The following is a 21891-nucleotide window of genomic DNA, read 5'->3' on the forward strand; positions in this document are numbered from 1 at the left end:
AGCGCACCGATGACGCAGCCGCAGGAGCCCACCGGCCGTCTGCTCGCCGGCCGGTACCGCTTGAACGACGTCCTCGGCCGTGGCGGGATGGGCACGGTCTGGCGGGCCGAGGACGAGATGCTCGGCCGGATCGTCGCGGTCAAGGAACTGCGGATGACCGACGCCGTCGACGAGGACGAGAAGCACCGCCTGATCGTCCGGACCCTGCGCGAGGCCAAGGCCACCGCGCGGATCCGGCACACCGCCGCCGTCACCGTCTTCGACGTGGTCGAGGAGGACGAGCGGCCCTGGATCGTCATGGAGCTGGTCGAGTCCCGCTCCCTCGCCGACGTCATCAAGGACGACGGCCCGCTGGAGCCCGCCCGCGCCGCCGCGATCGCCCTCGACGTGCTGGGCGTGCTCTGCGCCGCCCACGAGCACGGCATCCTGCACCGCGACGTCAAGCCGTCCAACGTGCTGATCGGCGACGACGGCCGGGTGGTGCTCACCGACTTCGGCATCGCGAGCGTCGAGGGCGACACCTCCGTCACCTCCACCGGCATGCTGGTCGGCGCTCCCTCGTACATCTCGCCGGAGCGGGCCAAGGGCAGGAAGCCCGGCCCGCCGGCCGACATGTGGTCGCTCGGCGGCACGCTCTACTCCATGGTCGAGGGCAAGCCCCCGTACGACCGCGGATCGGCGCTCGCCACGCTCACCGCCGTGATGACCGAGGACCTCGCCCCGCCGCTCAACGCCGGCCCGCTGCGACCGGTCATCGAGGGGCTGCTGGAGAAGGACCCGGACCGGCGCCTGGACGCCTCGGCGACCCGTGCCAAGCTGCGTCGGATCGTCGCCGAGTCCACCGCCCGGGCCGAGGCCACCACCCAGCAGGCCGTCCCGCTGGCCGGTGCCGAGCGCACCACGGCGGCGGCGGCCGCTGCCGCTGCGGCCGCCGCCGGCACCGCGAAGCCGTCCGGGAAGCCCACAGCCGAGCCCACCGCCCCGCCGGCCTCCGCACCCGCCGGCGCGGCCGCGGCGGGTGGCGCCGACCGGTCCGCGCCGCCGCAGCGCGGCGGGGTCGGCACCGTCCGGGTCGGCAGCCGTTCGGCCGAGGCGATACCCGCCGGGGCCGGCACCGCGGCGGCGACGGCCGCGGCCGCGCTGCCGCCGGCGCCGCCCACCGAAGCCCTCCCGGTCGTGCCCCGCGAGCGGCGCAACCCGCGCACCGCGCTGCTGGCCGGCGGAGCGCTGCTGCTGGTGCTCGTTCTGGTCGGCGCGATCGCGCTGCTGCAGGACGGCGGCGGCGAGTCCGGCAAGAACGCCGGCAAGCACACCGGGAAGTCCATCGACTCCGCGGCCTCCGCCGCCGCGCCCGCCCTCGGCGGCAAGGGCTCGCCCGCCGCCGGCACGCCGTCCGCCGCCGCGTCGGCGTCCCCGGGGACGCCGTCCGCCGCCCCGAGCACCCAGTCCTCGAACACTCCCGCCCCCGGGAACCCTGCCCCCGGCACCCCGGAGCCCGGCGGCAAGGACGGCGCCGTCCCGGCCGGCTACCGGACCGTCCACGACGCCTCCGGCTTCTCGATCGTGCTGCCCGACTGGATGGCCGACAAGGGCCATGACTACGACGAGACCAGCCGTCAGTTCCAGGGCAACGGGCTGAAGCTGATGGTCGACTGGACGGTCGGCGCCAACGACAGCGCCCTCGCCGACTGGCAGGACCAGGAGCGCTCGCAGAACTGGGCCAACTACAAGCGCGTCCAGCTGAAGGCGATCACCTACCGGGAGTGGACCAACGCGGCCGACTGGGAGTGGACCCACGGCAGCGGCACCACCTCCCACTCGCTCAACCGGGGCTTCGTCACCGGCAACGGCAAGTACGGCTACGCCCTCTACTGGACGAGCACCGACGCGGACTGGAACTCGGCGGCGAACACGGCGGCCCGCAGCATCGGCTTCGCCACCTTCCAGCCCGCGCCCTGACGCGCCCCGCCCGGGCCGTCAGCCGATCAGCCGCCGCTTGGCCCGGGCGAACTCCTCGTCGGTCAGGGCGCCCGCGCCGTGCAGCGCCGCCAGCCGCTCCAGCCGCTCCAGCTGGTCCAGCAGGTCCGCCGGGGGCGGCGCCGCGGCGGGCGCGGCTGCCCCGGCCTCCCGCCGGCGGGCCTCCGCCGCCACGGCACGGATCCGCTCGGCGAACGGCTCCGCCTTCACCACGTCCTCGAAGCGGTGCGCCCCGGTCAGCGCGACCACCTTCAGGACCTCGCCGTTGATCCGGGTCCGGACGACCGTCACGTCCGTCACCGCGCCCAGCGCAACCGGCAGCGGCGGCTTGCCGTCCTTGAGGAAGAGCAGCCGATGGCTGGTCAGCACCAGCGCGCCCCTGCGGAAGTGGTCCGGGTGCCGTCCGGCGGTCGCCGCCACCGGCTCCTCGCCGGGCACCGCGACGGCCTCCACGGTGCGCACGGCGGCGTTCCTGGCCTCCCGGCCGTGGCCGCCGCCGAGCACGTCGAAGGCCACATCGATCAGATCCGTCCAGTCCATAGCGCGAGCCTACGGCCGCGGCGACGTACCCTGGCCGGGGCGAGAGGAAGTCGGACATGCGAGCGGCCCCCGGTCAGCTGGTGGCCGGACGGTACCGGGTGACGGACCGTCCGACGGGAGCCGGCCTGCCCGCGCAGGACGTGCACACGGGCGCGCCGGTCCTGCTGCACGCCCTCGACCTGCCCGAACTGCTCGTCGCCGGCGAACCGGGCGACCTGTACGAGGAGCCCGACCACCGCCGCGGCGACCGGCTCGCCGGACCCGTCGCCGCGCTGGCCGACCGCGCGCCGCGCCACCCGCGGCTGCTCGTCGAGACCGGCGCGGCCGCCGAGGGCGACCTGCTGTGGGTGGCCGTCGAGCGCGTCGCCGGCGCACCGCTCGACGAACTCGCCGACACCGGCCCGGTGCCGCCGTACCGGGTGGCCGAACTGGCCGCCGACCTCGCCGGGGCGCTGCGCGCCCTGCACGGCGCCGGACTGGTCCACGGCAACGTCACCGCCGGGGCGGTGCTGGTCTGCGAGGACGGCGCCGCGCTGCTCGGCGGACTGCTCCTCGGCGCCGCCCAGGAGGCGGTCTGCGCCCAGCTCGCCGGGCCGGTGCCGCGCCGCCGCTACGAGGCCCGCGCCGACCTGCTCGGCCCGCTGGCCGAACGCTGGCCCGCCGACGCCGGCCCGCCCGGCGACTGCTGGGCCCTCGGCGTCCTGCTCTACCGGCTGCTCACCGGCCACGGCCCCTACCCCGAGGACGACCTGCCGACGCTGCTCGCCGCCGTCCGCGACGGCCGGCGCTACCCCGCCGACGGCTGCGGTCCGCTGCGCGGCCTCGTCGAGGAACTGCTCGACCTCGGCCCGGCCGCGCGCCCCACCGCCGAGGACGTCCAGCGCAGGGCGCGCGCCCTGCTCGCCGGCGCGCCCGAGCCGTTCGGCCCCGGCGAGGAGGAGGCACCGCTGCTGCCGGTGGTGCGGCCGGCCGGCCCGGTGGTGCCGCACCCGCGCGGGCGGCGGCACGGCGACGGACACCTGCCGGTGCCCCGCGGTCCCTCCCGGGTGCCTCCCGCGCTGCTCGGCCCGCTGCTGGTCGGCGGGGTGCTGCTGGCGCTGGTCGCGGCCCTCGCCGCGGTCGTCCTGGCGGCGGGCTGACCGTGCCGGGCGCGCAGCGGTGCATTTCGGGCCCCGGCGCAACCCGGCCCGGTGTGGTTGAGAAGATGTCCGTGCGGTGAGTCTGCGGTGCACCGATACCTCCGTCACGGTGACGGTGGACTGAGGATGGGGGAACGGTCGCCATGGGCGTGCAGGACCGGTCGTCGGAAGGCATGGACACCGGCCGGGTACTGGCCGGACGGTACGTCCTGGGGGACCGGCTCGGCCGCGGCGGCATGGGCACGGTCTGGCGGGCCCGCGACGAGATGCTCGACCGCGAGGTCGCGGTCAAGGAGCTGACCGTCAACCACCTCCCCGAGGAGGAGCTGGAGATCCTGCAGTCCCGCATGAAGCGGGAGGCCAGGGCCGCCGCCAGGATCAAGCACCCCGGCGTCATCACCATCCACGACGTGCTGGAGGACGACGGCCGTCCCTGGATCGTGATGGAGCTGGTCGACGGCCGGTCGCTGGCCGACGTGATAAGCCAGGACGGCACCCTCGCGCCGCGCGAGGCCGCCGAGGTCGGCCTGCAGGTGCTGGCCGCCCTGCACCGCGGCCACCAGCTCGGCGTGCTGCACCGCGACGTCAAGCCCGCCAACGTGCTGCTGGAGAAGGGCACCGGCCGCGTCGTCCTGCTCGACTTCGGCATCGCCACCTTCGAGGGCTCCACCGAACTCACCCGCCCCGGCGACCTGGTCGGCTCGCCGGACTACCTCGCGCCCGAGCGGGCCCAGGGCGAACGCCCCGGCCCGGCCTCCGACCTGTGGGGCCTCGGGGCCACGCTGTACGCCGCGGTGGAGGGCGAGTCGCCGTTCCGCCGCACCTCCCCGCTCACCACGCTGGCCGCGGTGGTCGGCGACCCGCTGCCGGAGCCCCGCCGGGCCGGCGCGCTCGGCCCGGTGCTGGCCGCGCTGATGGCCAAGGACGCGGCCGAGCGGCCCACCGCCGACGAGGCCGCCCGGATGCTGCGCGAGGTCACCGCCGGGCACACCCTCGGCATGAAGGCCCGGCCGGCCGCCTCGGCGCACCGGGTGCCCACCCAGCACGTGCCGGTGGTCGACCGCACCGACAAGCCCGCGCGCACCGCCGAGCACCCGCCGACCGCGCCCACCCTGCCCGTCCCCGAGCCCGCGCCGCACGGCCCGCTGCCGCAGGTCCCGGCCCCGCACGCTCCGGCCGGCCCGGCCCCGACCGCGCACCGGCCGGCCGTATCCGCCGCCGAGCCGCTGCCCGCCGCGCCGGCCGCGCCCGCCCGCCGGCGACGGCTGCGCCCGCTGCTGCTGGCCGGCCTGGCCCTGCTGCTGGCCGCCGCGGCCGTCACCGCGTACGTGCTGCAGACGCACTCCGACCCCGGGGGCGGCGAGGAGCCGGACCCCGTCGCCAGCGGCACGGCGCCGATCACCGTGCCGACCACCCGCCCGTCCGACACCCCCGGCCCCGCGCCCAGCGGCTACAGCTGGAAGCAGGACCCGGCCGGCTTCCGCTTCCCGATGCCGGCCGCCACCGGCGGCAAGGCGTGGGTGCGCACCACCGACAACAACGAGATCTACTACAGCCCCGACAACAAGGTGCACTACCTGCAGTTCGCCGTGACGGTCGGTCAGCCGCTCACTCCGCTCCAGCACTTCGAGCAGATGGAGGAGAGCATCACCAAGAACCGTCCGGCCTACCGCCGGGAGAGCCTCACCGGGATCAAGGTGAACGGTCAGGAGGCGGCGGTCTGGGAGTTCAGTTACCAGTCGCTGGACGGCACCGGCCGGCGCCACCTCAAGGAGGTGGAGTTCCGCACCGAGGACGGCACCTCCTACGACGTGCTGGTGGCCTCCCCCGAGAAGGACTGGCAGGACGCGCTGCGCCGCTTCACCGTCGTGCTGAACAACTTCTCCGTGGAGGGCTGACCGTCGCCGGGAGTGTCCGCCCGGTCACGGAAATTGGGTGTTACCGGCGGGTACACATCCGGGCCGCGAACGCCTAGGCTGCGCTGCATGACGGACACCACGGCAGACGCACAGGCCCCGGCCACCGACGAGGCCGGACGCAACCCCGCGGCCCCGGGCGGCGCCCGCACGGTCGCCTCGGCCGTCACGCCCGCCCTGGTCGAACGGCTCGCCCACGGCATCACCGCAGGCGAGGGCGCCGAGCCGGTGGTCACCGCGGCCCCGCTCACCGGCGAGCCGCTGGCGAGCCTGCCGCAGTCCACCCCGGCCGACGTCGAGGAGGCCTACCGCCGGGCCCGCCGCGCCCAGCAGGCCTGGGCCGCGCTGCCCGTCCGCCGCCGCGCCGCCGTCCTGCTGCGCTTCCACGACCTGCTGCTGGCCCGGCAGGACGAGGTGCTCGACCTGATCCAGGCCGAGACCGGCAAGACCCGCCTGCACGCCTTCGAGGAGGTGCTGGCCGCCGCCTCCGCCGCCCGGCACTACGGCCGCAAGGCCGCCTCCTACCTGCGCGACCGCCGCCGCGGCGGCGCCCTGCCGGTGCTCACCCACACCTTGGAGGGCCGACGCCCCAAGGGCGTGATCGGCCAGATCTCGCCGTGGAACTACCCGCTGGAGCTGTCCGTCAGTGACGCGCTGCCCGCCTTCGCGGCCGGCAACGCCGTGGTCAACAAGCCGGACACGCAGACCGCGCTCACCGCGCTGTGGGCCCGCGAGCTGCTCGTCGAGGCCGGCCTGCCCGCCGACGCCTGGCAGATCGTGGTCGGCGACGGCCCGGTGGTCGGCCCGGCCGTGGTCGAGCACGCCGACTACGTCTCCTTCACCGGCTCCACCCGCACCGGACGGCAGGTCGCCCAGCAGGCCGCCGGCCGGCTGGTCGGCGCCTCCCTCGAACTCGGCGGCAAGAACGCCCTGCTCGTCCTCGCCGACGCCGACCTCGACCGGGCCGCCGAGGGCGCCGTGCGGGCCTGCTTCTCCTCGGCCGGCCAGCTGTGCATCTCCATCGAGCGGCTGCTGGTGCACCGCTCGGTCGCCGACGAGTTCCTCGCCCGCTTCACCGCCCGGACGAAGGCACTGCGCCTCGGCGGCGGCCTCGCCTACGGCGCCGACATGGGCTCGCTGGTCTCCGACCGGCAGCTGGAGACCGTCACCCGGCACGTCGACGAGGCCGTCAAGGCCGGCGCCACCGTGCTGGCCGGCGGCCGCCCCCGCCCCGACCTCGGCCCGCTCTTCTACGAGCCCACCGTCCTCGACGGCGTCACCCCCGGCATGGCGGTCTGCACCGAGGAGACCTTCGGCCCGGTCGTCTCCGTCTACCGCTTCGACAGCGAGGACGAGGCCGTCGAGATCGCCAACTCGACCCCCTACGGCCTGAACTCCAGCGTGTGGACGAAGGACTCCCGCCGCGGCCGCGCCGTCGCCGCCCGGCTGCACACCGGCACCGTCAACGTCAACGAGGCGTACGCCGCCGCCTACGGCTCCGTCGCCTCCCCGATGGGCGGCATGGGCGACTCCGGCCTCGGCCGGCGGCACGGTGCCGAGGGCATCCTGCGCTTCACCGAGGCACAGACCGTCGCCACCCAACGGCTGCTGCCGATCGGCCCCTCGCACGGGCTGGACGACGAGCGCTTCGCGGCGCTGCTGACCACCGGGCTCCGGGCGATGAAGGCCCTCGGCTTCCGGTAGGCCCGCACCCGGTCGCCCCCGCGGCCACCCCCACCCTCGAAGGAGCAGCGGCACCATGGCGGACAACGGCGGATTCGACTACGACGTGGTGGTGATCGGCTCGGGCTTCGGCGGCTCGGTCTCCGCCCTGCGCCTCACCGAGAAGGGCTACCGGGTCGCCGTCCTGGAGGCCGGCCGCCGCTGGTCGGCCGACAGCCTGCCGAAGAACTCCTGGGACCTGCGCAACTACCTGTGGGCGCCCGCCCTCGGCCTGTACGGCATCCAGCGCATCCACCTGCTGAGCAACGTGCTGGTGCTGGCCGGCGCGGGCGTCGGCGGCGGCTCGCTCAACTACGCCAACACCCTGTACGTGCCGCCGAAGGCCTTCTTCGAGGACCGCCAGTGGGGCGGCATCACCGACTGGCAGGAGGAGCTCGCCCCGTACTACGACCAGGCGCAGCGGATGCTCGGCGTGCGGCTCAACCCGACGGTGACCGCCGCCGACACCCACCTGAGGGCCACCGCCGAGCGGATGGGCGTCGGCGACACCTTCCACCTGGCCCCGGTCGGCGTGTTCTTCGGCGACGGCAAGGACGCCGACGGCACGGCGAAGGGCGCACCCGGCAGCGAGGTCCCCGACCCGTACTTCGGCGGCGCGGGCCCGGCCCGCCGCGCCTGCACCGAGTGCGGCGAGTGCATGACCGGCTGCCGGCACGGCGCCAAGAACATGCTCGTCGAGAACTACCTCTACCTGGCCGAGCAGGCCGGCGCCGAGGTGCGGCCGCTGACCACCGTGGTCGGCCTCGCCGAGGAGGCGGACGGCGGCTACGCCGTCACCACGGTGCCCACCGACCGGCGCCGCAAGGGCCCGCGCACGGTGCTGAGGGCCCGCCAGGTGGTCGTCGCGGCCGGCACCTACGGCACCCAGACGCTGCTGCACACCATGCGGGACGAGGGCGCCCTGCCGAGGATCTCCGCCAAGCTGGGCTTCCTCACCCGCACCAACTCGGAGTCGCTGGTCGGCGCGCTCACCGACAACCGCCGCTACCGGCGCAAGACCGGTGCGCCCCGGGCGGACTTCAGCCGCGGCGTGGCGATCACGTCCTCGATCCACCCGAACGACAACACCCACATCGAGCCGGTCCGGTACGGCAAGGGCTCGAACGCGATGGGCCTGATGACCATCCTGCAGTTCCCGCACCGCCGCTCCAACCTGCTCTCGTACCTGGCCACCACGGTGCGCCACCCGGTGCTGTCGGCCCGGAACGTCTCCAAGTACCGCTGGTCGGAGCGGACGATCATCGGCCTGGTCATGCAGTCGCTGGACAACTCGCTGACCACCTTCCGCAAGCCGAAGGGGATCGGCCGGGGCCTGCTCACCGCGCGGCAGGGCCACGGCGCGCCCAACCCGGAGCACATCCCTGAGGGCGAGGAGGCCGCGCGGATCCTCGCCGACGAGATCAACGGCTTCGCCGGCACCAACGTGGGCGAGCTGATGCGGATGCCGATGACGGCGCACTTCCTCGGCGGCTGCCCGATCGGCGAGGACGCCGAGCACGGCGTCATCGACCCGTACCACCGGCTGTACGGGCACCCGGGCATCCACGTGGTGGACGGCGCCGCCGTCTCCGCCAACCTGGGCGTCAACCCGTCGCTGACGATCACCGCGCAGGCCGAGCGGGCGATGTCGCTGTGGCCGAACAAGGGCGAGGCGGACCCGCGGCCCGCGCAGGGCGAGGGCTACCGGCGGATCGCCGCGGTCGAGCCGAAGCAGCCGGCGGTGCCCGCCGGGGCCTTCGGCGCCCTGCGGCTGCCGCTGCTGCCCGTGCCGGTGGTGCCCGCCCGCGAGCCGCAGGACTGAGCCCGCCGACGGCGGGCGCGCGCCGGGGACGGGTGTGCCGGCGGCGGACAGGGCAAGCGGACAGGGCAAAGGGCCCCGCGGGGGAACGGGGCCCTTTGTCGTTCAGCACGCGGCGTCAGGGCAGCGCCGGGTGCTGGGGTGACGGCACCGGGGGAAGTGCGCCGTCGTTCGGAATGGTTCGGGGCGGCGGGTCGCCCGTGGGTGTCCGGGCCCCGTCGCGTGCACGGGCCGGGTCGGCCCTCACGGAGCGTGAGGTGATAACCGTTGTCGCCACCGGCCCGCGGACGCTCCGCTCCGCCGGTCCGCGCCGCCCCCACCGGGCGGTCGGCCAACCCCCACAACCAGCATCGTGAGGGACGGCAGCCGTCCTGTGCAACCGGTTCGGCGCAGTTCGGCACAGTCCGTTTCCCGGTGGTGATCCCTCCGTTCACGGCTCTGCGGGGACGGTGCGACTCCGGTCGGCCGGGGGAACGGCCGCCGGTGTCGACTACTCAGCGTAGTAGTTGCAAGCAGGGGCGCACGGGGGAGTGCGCGGGGCGGCCGAAGGGTGGGACGGGGGCGGCCGAGGAGTGGAACGGGCCCGTGGGCGCGGTGCCCGGGTGTGCGGTACGGCCGGGGGGCGGGGAGGCCGGCGCCGGCCTCCCCGCCCCTACGGTCCGTCCGGTCGCGGCCGGGGTCGCTGTCCCCTGCTGCCCGGTCGCCGCACCCCCGCGCGGTCCCACGGCGGGCGTCCGCCCGCCACGCGCGGGAGTGGACCGGATTCGGATCCACGCGTGGTCCTGCCGACCGTCGTGACCGCCCGGACCTGGTGGGCCCGGCGCGATCGCCGCGGTCAAGCGGTGCAACGATCCGCCGCCGCCGGCGGTCACGGCCCGGAGGTCCGGCAAGCGGGTGAACGGTCCGGCGGCCGCCCGCGCCCGCCCCGGGACGGCCGGGCGGTCCGAGCGTTCGACCCGCCCCGGTAGACTCGGGTGCAGACCCTCCCCACACCCGCCGGAAGGCCGTCCGTGTCCTCTGCTTCCCCGGACCAGTCCGCAACCGAGAACGACACCGTCCTGGTCGTCGACTTCGGTGCCCAGTACGCCCAGCTCATCGCCCGTCGGGTGCGTGAGGCCCGGGTCTACAGCGAGATCGTGCCGAGCACCATGCCGGTCGCCGAGATGCTCGCCAAGAACCCGAAGGCGATCATCCTCTCCGGCGGGCCGTCCTCGGTCTACGAGGAGGGCGCGCCCCGGCTCGACCGGGCGCTCTTCGAGGCCGGCGTGCCGGTCTTCGGCATGTGCTACGGCTTCCAGCTGATGGCGATCACGCTCGGCGGCACCGTCGACAACACCGGCGCCCGCGAGTACGGCCGCACCCCGCTGAGCGTCAGCCGCACCGGCTCGACCCTGTTCGAGGGCGTCCCGGCGCAGCACTCGGTGTGGATGTCGCACGGCGACGCCTGCTCCGCCGCGCCCGAGGGCTTCACCGTGACCGCCTCCACCGACGTGGTCCCGGTCGCCGCCTTCGAGAACGACGACCTCAAGCTGTACGGCGTCCAGTACCACCCCGAGGTGCTGCACTCCGACCACGGCCAGCAGATCCTGGAGCACTTCCTCTACCGCGGCGCCGGCATCGCGCCGACCTGGACGACCCACAACGTGGTCGACGAGCAGGTCGCGCTGATCCGCGAGCAGGTCGGCGACAAGCGCGCCATCTGCGGCCTGTCCGGCGGCGTGGACTCCGCGGTCGCCGCCGCCCTGGTCAACAAGGCCATCGGCGACCGGCTGACCTGCGTCTACGTCGACCACGGCCTGATGCGCAAGGGCGAGACCGAGCAGGTCGAGAAGGACTTCGTGGCCGCCACCGGCGTCCAGCTGAAGGTCGTCGACGCCAAGGAGCGCTTCCTGACCGCGCTGGCCGGCGTCAGCGACCCGGAGCAGAAGCGCAAGATCATCGGCCGGGAGTTCATCCGGGTCTTCGAGCAGGCGCAGGCGGAGATCGTCGCCGAGGCCGGCGAGCACGGCGAGTCGGTGGAGTTCCTCGTCCAGGGCACCCTGTACCCGGACGTGGTGGAGTCCGGCGGCGGCACCGGCACCGCCAACATCAAGTCGCACCACAACGTCGGCGGCCTGCCGGAGGACCTCCAGTTCCAGCTGGTCGAGCCGCTGCGCAAGCTGTTCAAGGACGAGGTCCGGATGGTCGGCCAGGAGCTCGGCCTGCCCGAGGAGATCGTCCAGCGCCAGCCCTTCCCCGGCCCGGGCCTCGGCATCCGGATCGTCGGCGAGGTCACCGAGGAGCGCCTGGACCTGCTCCGCGAGGCCGACGCCATCGCCCGCGAGGAGCTCACCGCGGCCGGCCTGGACAACCAGATCTGGCAGTGCCCGGTGGTGCTGCTGGCCGACGTCCGCTCGGTCGGCGTCCAGGGCGACGGCCGCACCTACGGCCACCCGATCGTGCTGCGCCCGGTCTCCTCCGAGGACGCCATGACGGCCGACTGGTCGCGCCTGCCCTACGACGTGCTGGCGAAGATCTCCACCCGGATCACCAACGAGGTCCGCGACGTGAACCGCGTGGTGCTGGACGTCACCAGCAAGCCGCCGGGCACCATCGAGTGGGAGTGATCCCGCCGGCCGATCGCACGGCCGATTGAACAACCGCGCCGCCGCTTCCGTACCAGGAAGTGGCGGCGCGGCCGTGTGCGCCGCCGGACCTGCAACAGAACACGCACGGCAACGGGCAGAATCGGACCGGACCTGTCAGCAGTTGACAGGCCGTGAGGGAAGGGCGACGGCATGACCGGGGCGCACGACGGACACACCCCCTCCCGGCGCGAGGCGTGGAAGCGCACCGCCACCCAGTACGCGACCCTGCCGCTGCGGCTCTTCCTCGGCGTCACCTTCGTCTACGCCGCCTTCGACAAGCTCTCCGACTCCCACTACCTGGCCGGGGCCGGGGACGCCGCCTCCTTCGTCTCGCAGACCCAGGCCGCCGAGGACGGCAGCCCGATCGGCTGGGCCCTCGGACCGGCGCTGCACGCGCCGACCTTCTTCGCCCTGCTGATTGCCTTCGGCGAGCTCGCCGTCGGCCTCGGCACGCTCTTCGGGCTCTGGGGCCGGCTCGCCGCGGCCGGCGGCGCCGCGATCAACCTGACCCTCTTCCTCACCGTCAGCTGGAACGTCTCGCCGTACTACCTCGGCAACGACCTCGCCTACCTGATGGCCTGGACGCCGCTGGTGCTGGCCGGCACCCCGTACCTCTCGATCGACGGCTACCTCGCCCGCCGCGCCGAACGCGACCGGCTGCGCGGCCTGCCCGAGGGCGCCGTCCGCCGGCGGTCCCTGCTCGACGGCGGGATCGCCGCGGTCGCCCTCGGCGGCGCCGGGCTGCTCTCCGGCTCGCTCACCGCCACCTTCGGCCGCGACCGCAAGGCCGTCGCCACCCCGGCCGCCTCCGGCACGGCGGGCACGACAGGCACCCAGGGCGACCCGACCCCCGGGTCCACCAACCCCGCGCCCGCGACCGGCGACAAGGTCACCGTGGCCGCCGCCAGCGTCCCGGTCGGCGGCTCGGCCCAGGTCAAGGACCCGGCCACCGGGGACGCGATCTACATCGTGCAGCCCTCCGCCGGCCAGTACTGCGGCTTCTCCGCGATCTGCACCCACTCCGGCTGCACCGTCGACGCACCGCGCGACGGGAAGATGTACTGCCCCTGCCACGGCTCCCGCTTCGACGCGAAGACCGGCGCGGTGGTCAACGGTCCGGCCACCAAGCCGCTGCCGAAGTACACCGTCACCAGGAACGGCGGCGACCTGGAGCTCGGCGGCCGGCAGAGCTGAGGGCCGGCCGCCGGGGCCCGGGGAGCGGCGTCAGCGCTCCCCGGGCGGCTGCGGCAGCTCGCCGCCCCGCCCGCGGCGGGCGACCGCGGCCACCGCCCCGGCCAGCCCCGCCGTCCCCAGACCGATCAGCGTCAGGGGGATGACGATCCGTCCGTTGACCGTGCGGTCGTTCAGCGAGGCCACCAGGTACACCGCGGCGACCACGGTGAACAGCACCCCCGAGATCAGCGAGAACGGGTCGAGCCGGTGCTTCCTCATGACTGGACCACCTTGATGTCTCCGAGCCCGACCGTCAGCGTGAGGTCGAGCGACCCGCGCGAGACCGTTCCGGCCGGCGGGTGCAGCGTGTACGTGTGGTTGTTGTTGGTGCCGGAGAGGTGCTCCCCGTTCGGCAGCCGGATGTCGCCGGCCAGGTTGTGCACGGTCAGTTCGACGTCCGCGTCCTTCGGCAGCAGCACCTTCAGGTCACCCGCGCCGAGCCGCACCGAACTCGTCAGGGCGGCGCCCGCCGGGTCCAGCCCGGTCAGGTCCAGGGTCGCGTCGCCCGCCCCCAGGTCGTAGTGCTCCTGCAGGCCCGCCGCCGTCGCCGGCGCCCACAGGCGGTCGCCCACCCCGGCGTGCAGCGCCGCGTTCGACCCGCCCGCCGCGGCCAGCACCAGCGTCAGCAGCAGCGCCGGGACGGCCAGCCCGCGGGCCCGCCCGTACCGGGCGCCGACCAGCATCACCAGGCCGATCGCCAGCAGCGCCGCCGCCAGCACCGTCGCGATGTGCAACGGTTGCCCCTGCCGGTCGGTCAGCCACCAGGCCAGCGCCCCCGCGCCGAGCGCCAGCAGCACCCCGACCCCGCCGAGACCCGAGCCGCCGTGCCGGACCACCCCGGTCGGCCGCGGCACCGCCGGCGTCCCCGGCGCGTCGGCGCCCGCCGGGGACGCCGACGGCCCCGACTTGCGCAGCGGATCGCCCTCCGGCAGGTCCGTCCGCTTCCACCACGCCTGCGCCGGCACCCCCGGCGGGGTGTGCGAGCCGTACGGATTGCGCTCCGGGTGCCGCGGGTCCCACAGGTAGCCGCTCGGCCCGGGCGGTGGCGTGTCCTGCGGCACCCGGCCCGCCGCGCGGTCCGCGGCGTGCTGTGCCGCGGACTCCTCGCGGGCGGCCCGCAGCCGCTCGTGCATCTCCGCCTTGCGGGCCCGCCACTCCGTGCGGAAGTCCTGGTGGACCCGGTGCTGCCAGGTCTTCCAGTCCAGCTGCTCGACGGGCTCCTCCAGCCGGTCGTAGGGGCCGTCCGGCCCGGCCGGCGCCGCCTTGCCGCGCGCCCGGCGGCGGCGCTCCGGGTCGTAGCGGACCGCCAGGAACACCAGGCCGCCGAGCAGCAGCAGCGGGAAGAGCTGACCCCCGTCGCCCATGGACGAGAAGAAGACCCCCGTGCCGATCACCGTCAGCAGCACCGCACCGATGGACTGCCCGTCCACCCGGCCGGTCAGCACCCGCTGCAGCTCGGTGCGGCCCGGCCGGCCGTCGACCGGCTCGCGCGGCACGATCAGCCACGCCAGCCCGTACAGGAACAGGCCGAGGCCGCCCGACAGGCACAGCACCGCTACCACCACCCGGAACACCACCGGGTCGATGTCCAGGTGGCGGCCGAGCCCGCCGCACACGCCGGCCACCACCCGGTGCTGCCCGCTGCGGGCCAGCGGCGGGCGCTGGGCCGCCTGCGGGACGTCCTCGGGCGCGGCGTCGGCGCTGCCGCCGGCCCGCCCGGCCGTGCTCTGCTCGTCGGTCATGGCACCATCCTGGTGGCTGCCGGGCCCCCGCCCAACCGCCTGCGGCCCCGGACGGACCCTGATCTGTCCCTGAGGGACTTCCGGGGCCGACCCTGATGCACCGGTACCGCTTGACATGAGACCGTCTGTGGCGTGGCAGCACCCGGCAGCGAGACCCAACAGCCCGAACCCGAAGCCCCGACCGCCCCCGGCGGCCCGGTGGAGCCGTACCGCAGGCTCTACCGCAGCCCGCACGGACGGATGCTCGGCGGCGTCGCGCACGGCCTGGCCGTCCACCTCGGGCTGCCCGTCAGCTGGGTCCGCGGCGCCTTCGTGCTCCTCTTCTTCGCCCAGGGCATCGGCGCGCTGCTGTACGCGGCCTTCTGGTTCGTGGTGCCGATCGGCATCGGCGAACCCGCCCCCGGGGCACCCACGCAGTGGGCCTACGTGGACGGCGCCTTCGTCCGCGTCGGCGCCGGCACCCGCCCCTCCGGCGGACCGGTCAAGGGCGGACGGCGCGGCCTCGGCCGGCTGCGCGACCTGCTCCAGCGCACCTTCCACGGCCTGCCCGCCGACGCCCCCGCCACCGGCGCCCCGGGCACGGCGGCCCCCGCCGCGGCCGGCCGCACCGGCGGCGGCCTCGGCCAGCTGATCGCCCTGCTGATGCTGGTCGTCGGCGTCATCGCCCTGCTCAACGCGCTGCACATCCAGACCGCCAAGCCGTACGTCTGGCCGCTGCTCACCATCGGCGTCGGCGTCGCCCTGGTCTGGCGCCAGGCCGACGACTCCCGCTGGCAGCGCTGGTTCGGCCTGGAGGAGGGGTCGAAGCGGCGCAGCGCGTTCGTCCGGGTCGCCGCCGGCGTGCTGCTGGTGGTGGCCGGCATCGTCGGCTTCCTGGTGCTGCAGGGCAGCGGCTCCACCCTGGCCTCGATCGTCGAGGCCTCGCTCGCGGTGCTCGCCGGCATGCTGGTGCTCGTCGGTCCGTACGCGCTGCGGATGTGGCAGGACCTCGGCGCCGAGCGCACCGCCCGCATCCGCGCCCAGGAGCGCGCCGAGATCGCCGCCCACGTGCACGACTCCGTGCTGCACACCCTCACCCTGATCCAGCGCCGTGCCGAGGACCCGAAGGAGGTGCTGCGCCTCGCCCGCGCCCAGGAGCGCGAGCTGCGGCTGTGGCTCTACCGCCCGGAGGCCGTCGCCGAGGCCGCTCCGGACACCCTCGCCGAGCACGTCCGGGCCGTCGTCGCCGAGGTCGAGGACCGGCACGGCGTCCCGGTCGAGCTGGTCTGCGTCGGCGACTGCCCGATGGACGAGCGGATCGCGGCGCAGATGCAGGCCGCGAGGGAGGCGATGGTCAACGCGGCCAAGTACGGTGGCGGGGGACCGGTCCAGGTGTACGCCGAGGTGGAGGGGAGGACGGTGTCGGTGTTCGTGCGCGACCACGGCCCCGGCTTCGACCCCGACGCGGTGCCCGAGGACCGGATGGGCGTGCGGGAGTCGATCGTCGGCCGGATGCGGCGCAACGGCGGCACCGCACGGGTGCGGCCGGCGGCCGGCGGCGGCACGGAGGTCGAGCTGGAGATGGAGAGGGCAGATGACTGACGCAGGGGGAAGCGCGCCGGAGCGCGTCGCGCGGGTCGTCCTGGTGGACGACCACCGGATGTTCCGCACCGGGGTGCGCGCCGAGATCGGCCGCACCGAGACGACCGGGATCGACGTGGTCGGCGAGGCCGACGACGTCGAGTCGGCGGTGCGGGTGGTCGCCGAGACCCGGCCGGACGTCGTGCTGCTCGACGTCCACCTGCCCGGCGGGGGCGGGGCCGAGGTGCTGCGCCGCTCGGCGCCGCTGATGGGCGAGCAGGGCGGGGTGCGCTTCCTCGCGCTCTCCGTCTCGGACGCGGCCGAGGACGTCATCGGCGTCATCCGCGGCGGCGCCCGCGGCTACGTCACCAAGACGATCACCGGCACCGACCTGGTCAACGCGATCTTCCGGATCGCCGACGGCGACGCGGTGTTCTCCCCGCGGCTCGCCGGCTTCGTGCTGGACGCCTTCGCGGCCACCGACACCCCGCCGGTCGACGAGGACCTCGACCGGCTCACCCAGCGCGAGCGGGAGGTGCTGCGGCTGATCGCCCGCGGCTACGCCTACAAGGAGATCGCCAAGCAGCTGTTCATCTCGGTGAAGACGGTGGAGAGCCACGTCTCCGCGGTGCTGCGCAAGCTCCAGCTCAGCAACCGGCACGAGCTGACCCGCTGGGCGACGGCCCGCCGGCTGGTCTGAGGCGGATGCAGGTGCGTCCGCCCGGTCGTTCCGGCGGGCGGTCGCACCGGGGCACCCCCCCTGTCGTCCTGCGGCCCGTGGCCGTCCGCCGGAGCCACGCCGTCCGCCGGTCGATGGACCGGGGGGAGGGCGGCAACAGGCCATAATGGGGCGGCTCAGGAGCTGCTCGGACGGATTCCGAGTGCCGCACTGCGATCCGTCCACGGAGCGTGATGTCCGACACCTTCATCGACGCTCCCGACCGGCGGACGCGGACGCGGGCGCAGCAGGCCGGCTTATTCCGGCGGTGGTGGTCGCCGCGGACGGGCGCCGCCCTCGGGTACTGGGCCTGCACCCGCATGGTCATGATCACGACGATGTTCTCGCGGCGCGAGAACGTCACCGGCGAGGTCCACCACTACTACCAGAAGTGGGCCGAAGGGCTGCTGAACGGCTCCTTCCCGGTCGGGGACGTCACCTGGCAGTACCCGCCCGGTGCGGCCGCAGTGGTCCTCGCACCCGAACTCCTGCCGGGGCTGGCCTACGTCCCGGCCTTCGTCGTGGTGGTCCTGGCGGCCGATCTCGCCGTCACGGCCGCACTGCTCCGGGCCTCCGACGGCGAGGACCGCAGCACGGCCGGCCCGTGGCTGTGGATCGTGGGTCTGCCGCTGCTGACGTTCGTCCCCTACGCGAGGTACGACGTCGTCGTCGCCGCGTTCGCCGTGGCGGCGCTGCTGGCCCTCCGGCGGATGCCGTGGCTGGGCGGGGGTCTGGCGGCCGTCGGAGCACTGGTCAAGGTCTGGCCGGCCTTCGCCGTCTTCGGCGCCCCCCGCGGCCGGAGCCTCGGCCCCGCGGTGGCGGGCTTCGTCGCCTCGGCCGCCGCGCTGACCGGTGTGATGTGCTTCCTGTTCGACGGCGCCTTCGCCTTCCTCGACGCCCAGGGCGGTCGCGGCGTGGAGTTCGAGTCGTTGGGCGGCACGGTCCTGCTGGTCTGGCGGTTCTTCGGCTACCCGGGCCACATCGAGTACCGCTACGGATCGATGGAGTTCGTCGGCCCGCACGTCGACACGATCGCCGCGGTGCTCGTGCTCCTCAGCGTGCTGGGCTTCTGCTGGCTCCTGGTGTGGCGGCTCAGGGCCAGGGTCTTCACCGTCTCGACCCCCGCCGACGCCGCCCTCGCCGCGGTTCTCGTGTTCACCGTGACCAGCAGGGTGATCAGCCCCCAGTACTTCGTCTGGCTGCTGGCCGTCGGAGCCGTCTGCCTGACCCGGCGGGCCACCACCCAGAGGACCGTCGTGTACCTCGTGGTGCTCGCCACCGCCCTGACCACCGTGGAGTTCCCGCTCTTCTTCGAGGAGGCGGTGCGCGGCGACGCACTGATCACGGCCGTCCTGGTGGCCCGCAACCTGGTGCTGCTGGCCGCCGCGCTCCTGTCGTGCGCCGCGTTGTGGAGGGCCACGACGGTCCTCCGGCCGCGGCCGGCCGGGTCCCGTCCGTGACCCTGCAGGCCGCAGTGCGGAAGCTCCCGCAAGCTCCGCGGCCGAACCACCGCCGGCGTGCCGCGCGTCGGCGATCGGCGGGGTCCGCCGTGGACCGCGAGGTCCGCTCGGCCGCGGCCGACTTCTCACCCGGCTCTCATCACGGGGTCACCCCGCTCTCACCTGGCGTGCTATGTCCGATTAGGGGACTTATGTATAGTCGCACCGATTTCTGCCATGTCCCCGGCAGGAATTGCGGCGCGCCGACCCCCGCGGCGTGCGAATCCACGACATGAGAGCCCCGTCATGCCGTTCGTCACCCTCCCCGTCCGGCTGCGCCGTCCTGCCGTGACCCCCGTTCCCGCCGCGCCGGGCCCCGTGCGCAGGCAGCGGCTCCACGTCATCGACGCGCTGCGGCTGATGGCCGCGCTCAGCGTGGTGTTCTTCCACTGGACGGGCGTGGACCGCCACCCCGAGGTGTGGGGCGGCACCCCGCGGCACCTGATGCCCGGTCTGCACCGCTTCGGTGCCTACGGCTGGATGGGCGTCCAGCTCTTCTTCCTGATCAGCGGGTTCGTCATCTGCATGTCCTGCTGGGGCAAGACCCCGCGGCAGTACTTCGTCTCCCGGGTGGTCAGGCTCTACCCCGCCTACTGGGTCGGCATCCTGCTCACCGCGCTGGTGGTGAACCACGCCTCCACCGTCCGCTCCGACCGGCACCCGCTGAGCATCAGCGAGATCCTCACCAATCTCACGATGCTGGAGCGCCCGCTGGGCGTCACCGAGGTCGACGGCGTCTACTGGACGCTCTGGATCGAGCTCCGCTTCTACCTGCTCTTCGCCGTGGTCGCCGTCCTCGGGCTCACCTACCGCAGGGTCCTCGCCTTCTGCGGCATCTGGACGATCCTCGCCGTCATCACACCGTCCACCGGCAGCAAGCTCATGGACGTGGTGTTCATGCCGCAGGACGCGCCGTACTTCGTCGCCGGTGTCGCGATGTACCTGATCTACCGCTTCGGGGTGAGCCCCCTGCTGCTCGGCGTGGTCGGCTTCTCCTGGCTGCTCGCGCAGAACCGGCTCCACATCACCGTGGGCGGCTACGAGTGGGAGGTCGGCCACTCCCTGTCGTGGCCGGTCATGGCGGTCGTCTCCGGTGTGGCGTTCCTCACCATGCTGGCCGTCGCCACCGGGAAGTTCGGGTGGGTCCGCTGGAAGTGGCTGACGGTGGCGGGCGCCCTCACCTACCCGCTCTACCTGCTCCACCAGGAGATCGGCTGGGCCCTCATCCGCTACGGCCGCGACCTGCACGTCCGTCCCGAGCCGCTGCTCCTGATCTGCCTGGCCGTCCTGCTGCTGCTGTCGTGGAGCGTCCACCGGTTCGCGGAGCGCCCGCTCTCGGCCCGCCTGCAGCGCCTCTTCGACGGGCGGACCCGCCCGCTGCCCAGGACGGACCCGCCGGTGGTGCCGCGGGCCGCTGCCGATGCCGACCACCGGCCCGTGGCCCCGGAGCCGATGCTCGGGCCGACGCCGGGCGGCATCAGCCGCGACGAGCTCCCCGACCCGCGGACGGCCGACCACCGCTGACGGCGGTCCGGGCCGACCCTCCTCCGGAACGCCGGCCGCGGACGTGCCGCCCTGTACGACCGCGGCCGCACAGCTCCCCGACGCACCGTCGGATCCCCGGGTCTGGGTAGCATGGCTCGGGCTCCGTGGCCGGTTCGGCCCCGGAGCGGTCGGGCGCCGCGTGACGATCGACGCGGTGCCACGGTTCCGTCGGGAGAGCGGACCGCGCGGCCGGGGGACGTCCCGCGGAGCCGTGCAGGTGCACCCAGTCTCGCCGTGCAGGCACGGCCCGGAGGGTTTGGACGACATGACATCCAGCGCCACGGCTCCCGTTCGCAGTGGCCCGGGGGGCGGCAGCAACGGAACGCGGACCGGACGGACCGCGGGCCTCACGGCACTGGCCGGCCGCACCTTCTGGCTCTGGCCCGCACTGCTGACGCTCGCCCTCGGGGTGCGCGGCAGCGCCCGGCCGCAGCTGTGGCGCGACGAGTACGCGACCTGGAGCGCCGCCACCCGCAGTACCGGCGAGCTGTTCGACATGCTCCAGCACGTCGACGCCGTCTCCGGGGCCTACTACCTGTTCATGCACTACTGGATCGCCGTCCTCGGCGACTCCCCCGCGGTGATGCGGCTCCCGTCGGCCCTGGCGATGACGGGTGCGGCGGTGTTCGTGGCGCTGACCGCGCGCAAGATGTTCGACACCCGCACCGCGCTCTTCGCCGGCCTGCTCTTCGCCGCCGTGCCGTCGATCTCCAGGTACGCCCAGGAGGCCCGGACCTACGGATTCGTGGTGCTGGCCGTCTCCTGCGCCACGTGGCTCCTGCTGAGGGCCCTGGAGCGGCCGGCTCCGCGACGCTGGCTGCCGTACGCGGCCGCGGTCGCCGCGGCGGGCCTGTTCCACATGGTGTCGCTGCTCTTCCTGTCCGGCCACGCCGTGATCGTGTTCTTCCAGTGGCGGCGGGACCGCAACCGCGGAACGCTCCTGGGCTTCGGCGCATCGGTGCTGATCGGCCTCCTGCCCGTGGTCCCGCTCGTGCTGCTGGGCCAGCGCCAGGTCGGCCGGCAGATCTCCTGGCTGCAGACCCCGTGGCTGCAGACCTACATCGACTACTGGCACAACCTGTTCGGCTCGGCGCTGGTCAGCGGCTGCTTCCTGGTCCTGATCGCGATACCGGGCGGCTGGACGCGCCGCCGTCAGCGGGTCTTCGAGATCGGCGCGGTCGCGGTCCTGCCGATCGCCATCAGCTGGGTCCTCTCGCACGGCCCCAGCGTCTACTTCTTCGAGCGGTACCAGCTCTACACCGTGCCGGCCTGGTGCATCCTCGCCGCGGCGGGGCTCAACTCCCTGCGGCCCCGGCTGCTCGGAGTGGTCGGGCTGGTGCTGGTGGCGGCGATCGGCGTCCCGGACCAGCAGAAGCTCCGGACCTCCACCTCCCACGAGCACACCGACGGCCGGCGTGCCGCGCAGTTCATCGCCGACCGGTACCGGCCGGGGGACGGCTTCGCCCCGGTCCGCGGCGAGGACAAGTGGATGATGATCGACCTGGAGGTCCGCTACTACCTGCCCGAGCGGGTCCACCTCCAGGACGTCCTGGTCGCGAAGAACGCCGTCCAGCGCGGTGACCTGTTCGCATCGGCCTGCCCGGTGCCGTCCGCCTGCCTGGGCACGCCCCGGATCTGGGTCGTGACCATGGGCAGCGACAGCGACACGCTGAAGCGGTTCCCGGCCGCGGAATCCGAGGCGCTCCGCGCGTCCTACCGGCAGACCGAGGTGATGCACGTTCGTGGGCTCACCGTCGCCCTGTTCGAGCGGACAACGAGCTGATCGTCATCATGGGTTGACGTTGCGTTTGCATCCGGGGGCCGATCGGGCTGTCATCATGAGGTGTCGCGCAA

Annotated in this window: 15 protein-coding genes; 12 read left to right on the top strand and 3 right to left on the bottom strand. The window is 74.4% G+C overall.

Going from position 1 to position 21891, the window contains the following annotated elements:
• Positions 1-9 precede the first annotated feature (9 nt).
• Positions 10-1959: a protein kinase gene (locus AB0442_RS14265; protein WP_366162912.1), complete on the top strand. Its 1950-nt coding sequence runs from the start codon at positions 10-12 to the stop codon at positions 1957-1959.
• 18 nt (positions 1960-1977) lie between these two features.
• Here the strand turns inward: AB0442_RS14265 and AB0442_RS14270 are convergent, their stop codons facing one another.
• Positions 1978-2517: an SHOCT domain-containing protein gene (locus AB0442_RS14270; RefSeq protein WP_366162914.1), complete on the bottom strand. Its 540-nt coding sequence runs from the start codon at positions 2515-2517 to the stop codon at positions 1978-1980.
• A 56-nt stretch (positions 2518-2573) separates the two neighbouring features.
• Here AB0442_RS14270 and AB0442_RS14275 point away from each other — a divergent pair, with 56 nt between their 5' ends.
• The 6 genes from AB0442_RS14275 to AB0442_RS14300 all read left to right on the top strand — a co-directional run bounded on the left by AB0442_RS14275 (position 2574) and on the right by AB0442_RS14300 (position 12934).
• Entirely contained in the window at positions 2574-3656 is a 1083-nt protein-coding gene (locus tag AB0442_RS14275) for a hypothetical protein (RefSeq protein ID WP_366162916.1), read from the top strand.
• A gap of 143 nt (positions 3657-3799) precedes the next feature.
• Positions 3800-5554 carry a serine/threonine-protein kinase gene (locus tag AB0442_RS14280; RefSeq protein WP_366162918.1) on the top strand — a complete coding sequence of 585 codons (1755 nt, stop codon included), beginning with the start codon at positions 3800-3802 and terminating at the stop codon, positions 5552-5554.
• A gap of 87 nt (positions 5555-5641) precedes the next feature.
• Complete coding sequence (locus tag AB0442_RS14285) at positions 5642-7276, top strand: succinic semialdehyde dehydrogenase (RefSeq protein ID WP_366162919.1); 1635 nt, start codon at positions 5642-5644, stop codon at positions 7274-7276.
• 55 nt (positions 7277-7331) lie between these two features.
• Entirely contained in the window at positions 7332-9116 is a 1785-nt protein-coding gene (locus AB0442_RS14290) for a GMC family oxidoreductase (RefSeq protein WP_366162921.1), read from the top strand.
• A 1007-nt stretch (positions 9117-10123) separates the two neighbouring features.
• Positions 10124-11719: a glutamine-hydrolyzing GMP synthase gene (guaA, locus tag AB0442_RS14295; protein ID WP_363543225.1), complete on the top strand. Its 1596-nt coding sequence runs from the start codon at positions 10124-10126 to the stop codon at positions 11717-11719.
• Between the two features lie 171 nt (positions 11720-11890).
• Entirely contained in the window at positions 11891-12934 is a 1044-nt protein-coding gene (locus tag AB0442_RS14300) for a Rieske 2Fe-2S domain-containing protein (RefSeq protein ID WP_366162923.1), read from the top strand.
• A 30-nt stretch (positions 12935-12964) separates the two neighbouring features.
• Here AB0442_RS14300 and AB0442_RS14305 read toward each other — a convergent pair whose 3' ends face one another.
• Positions 12965-13192 (bottom strand): hypothetical protein, encoded by a 228-nt coding sequence (locus tag AB0442_RS14305; RefSeq protein ID WP_366162925.1) that lies wholly within the window; start codon positions 13190-13192, stop codon positions 12965-12967.
• Complete coding sequence (locus AB0442_RS14310; protein WP_366162927.1) at positions 13189-14715, bottom strand: PspC domain-containing protein; 1527 nt, start codon at positions 14713-14715, stop codon at positions 13189-13191. The genes AB0442_RS14305 and AB0442_RS14310 overlap by 4 nt, the downstream gene beginning before the upstream one ends.
• A 198-nt stretch (positions 14716-14913) precedes the next feature.
• Here AB0442_RS14310 and AB0442_RS14315 point away from each other — a divergent pair, with 198 nt between their 5' ends.
• The 5 genes from AB0442_RS14315 (at position 14914) to AB0442_RS14335 (ending at position 21820) form a co-directional block, all read left to right on the top strand.
• Positions 14914-16296: a PspC domain-containing protein gene (locus AB0442_RS14315; protein WP_363543367.1), complete on the top strand. Its 1383-nt coding sequence runs from the start codon at positions 14914-14916 to the stop codon at positions 16294-16296.
• On the top strand, positions 16289-16975 hold the full coding sequence (locus tag AB0442_RS14320) for a response regulator transcription factor (RefSeq protein ID WP_366162928.1): 687 nt from the start codon (positions 16289-16291) through the stop codon (positions 16973-16975). Before AB0442_RS14315 ends, AB0442_RS14320 begins: the two co-directional genes overlap by 8 nt.
• A 212-nt stretch (positions 16976-17187) precedes the next feature.
• Positions 17188-18453, top strand: coding sequence for a glycosyltransferase family 87 protein (locus AB0442_RS14325; RefSeq protein ID WP_366162929.1), 1266 nt, complete (start codon positions 17188-17190; stop codon positions 18451-18453).
• 285 nt (positions 18454-18738) lie between these two features.
• Complete coding sequence (locus AB0442_RS14330; protein WP_366162930.1) at positions 18739-20016, top strand: acyltransferase; 1278 nt, start codon at positions 18739-18741, stop codon at positions 20014-20016.
• Positions 20017-20302: 286 nt separating this feature from the next.
• Positions 20303-21820, top strand: coding sequence for a glycosyltransferase family 39 protein (locus AB0442_RS14335; protein ID WP_366162931.1), 1518 nt, complete (start codon positions 20303-20305; stop codon positions 21818-21820).
• Positions 21821-21891 lie beyond the last annotated feature (71 nt).

Origin of the sequence: Kitasatospora sp. NPDC085895 (genome assembly GCF_040702125.1) — a bacterium.
Lineage (GTDB): Bacteria > Actinomycetota > Actinomycetes > Streptomycetales > Streptomycetaceae > Kitasatospora > Kitasatospora arboriphila.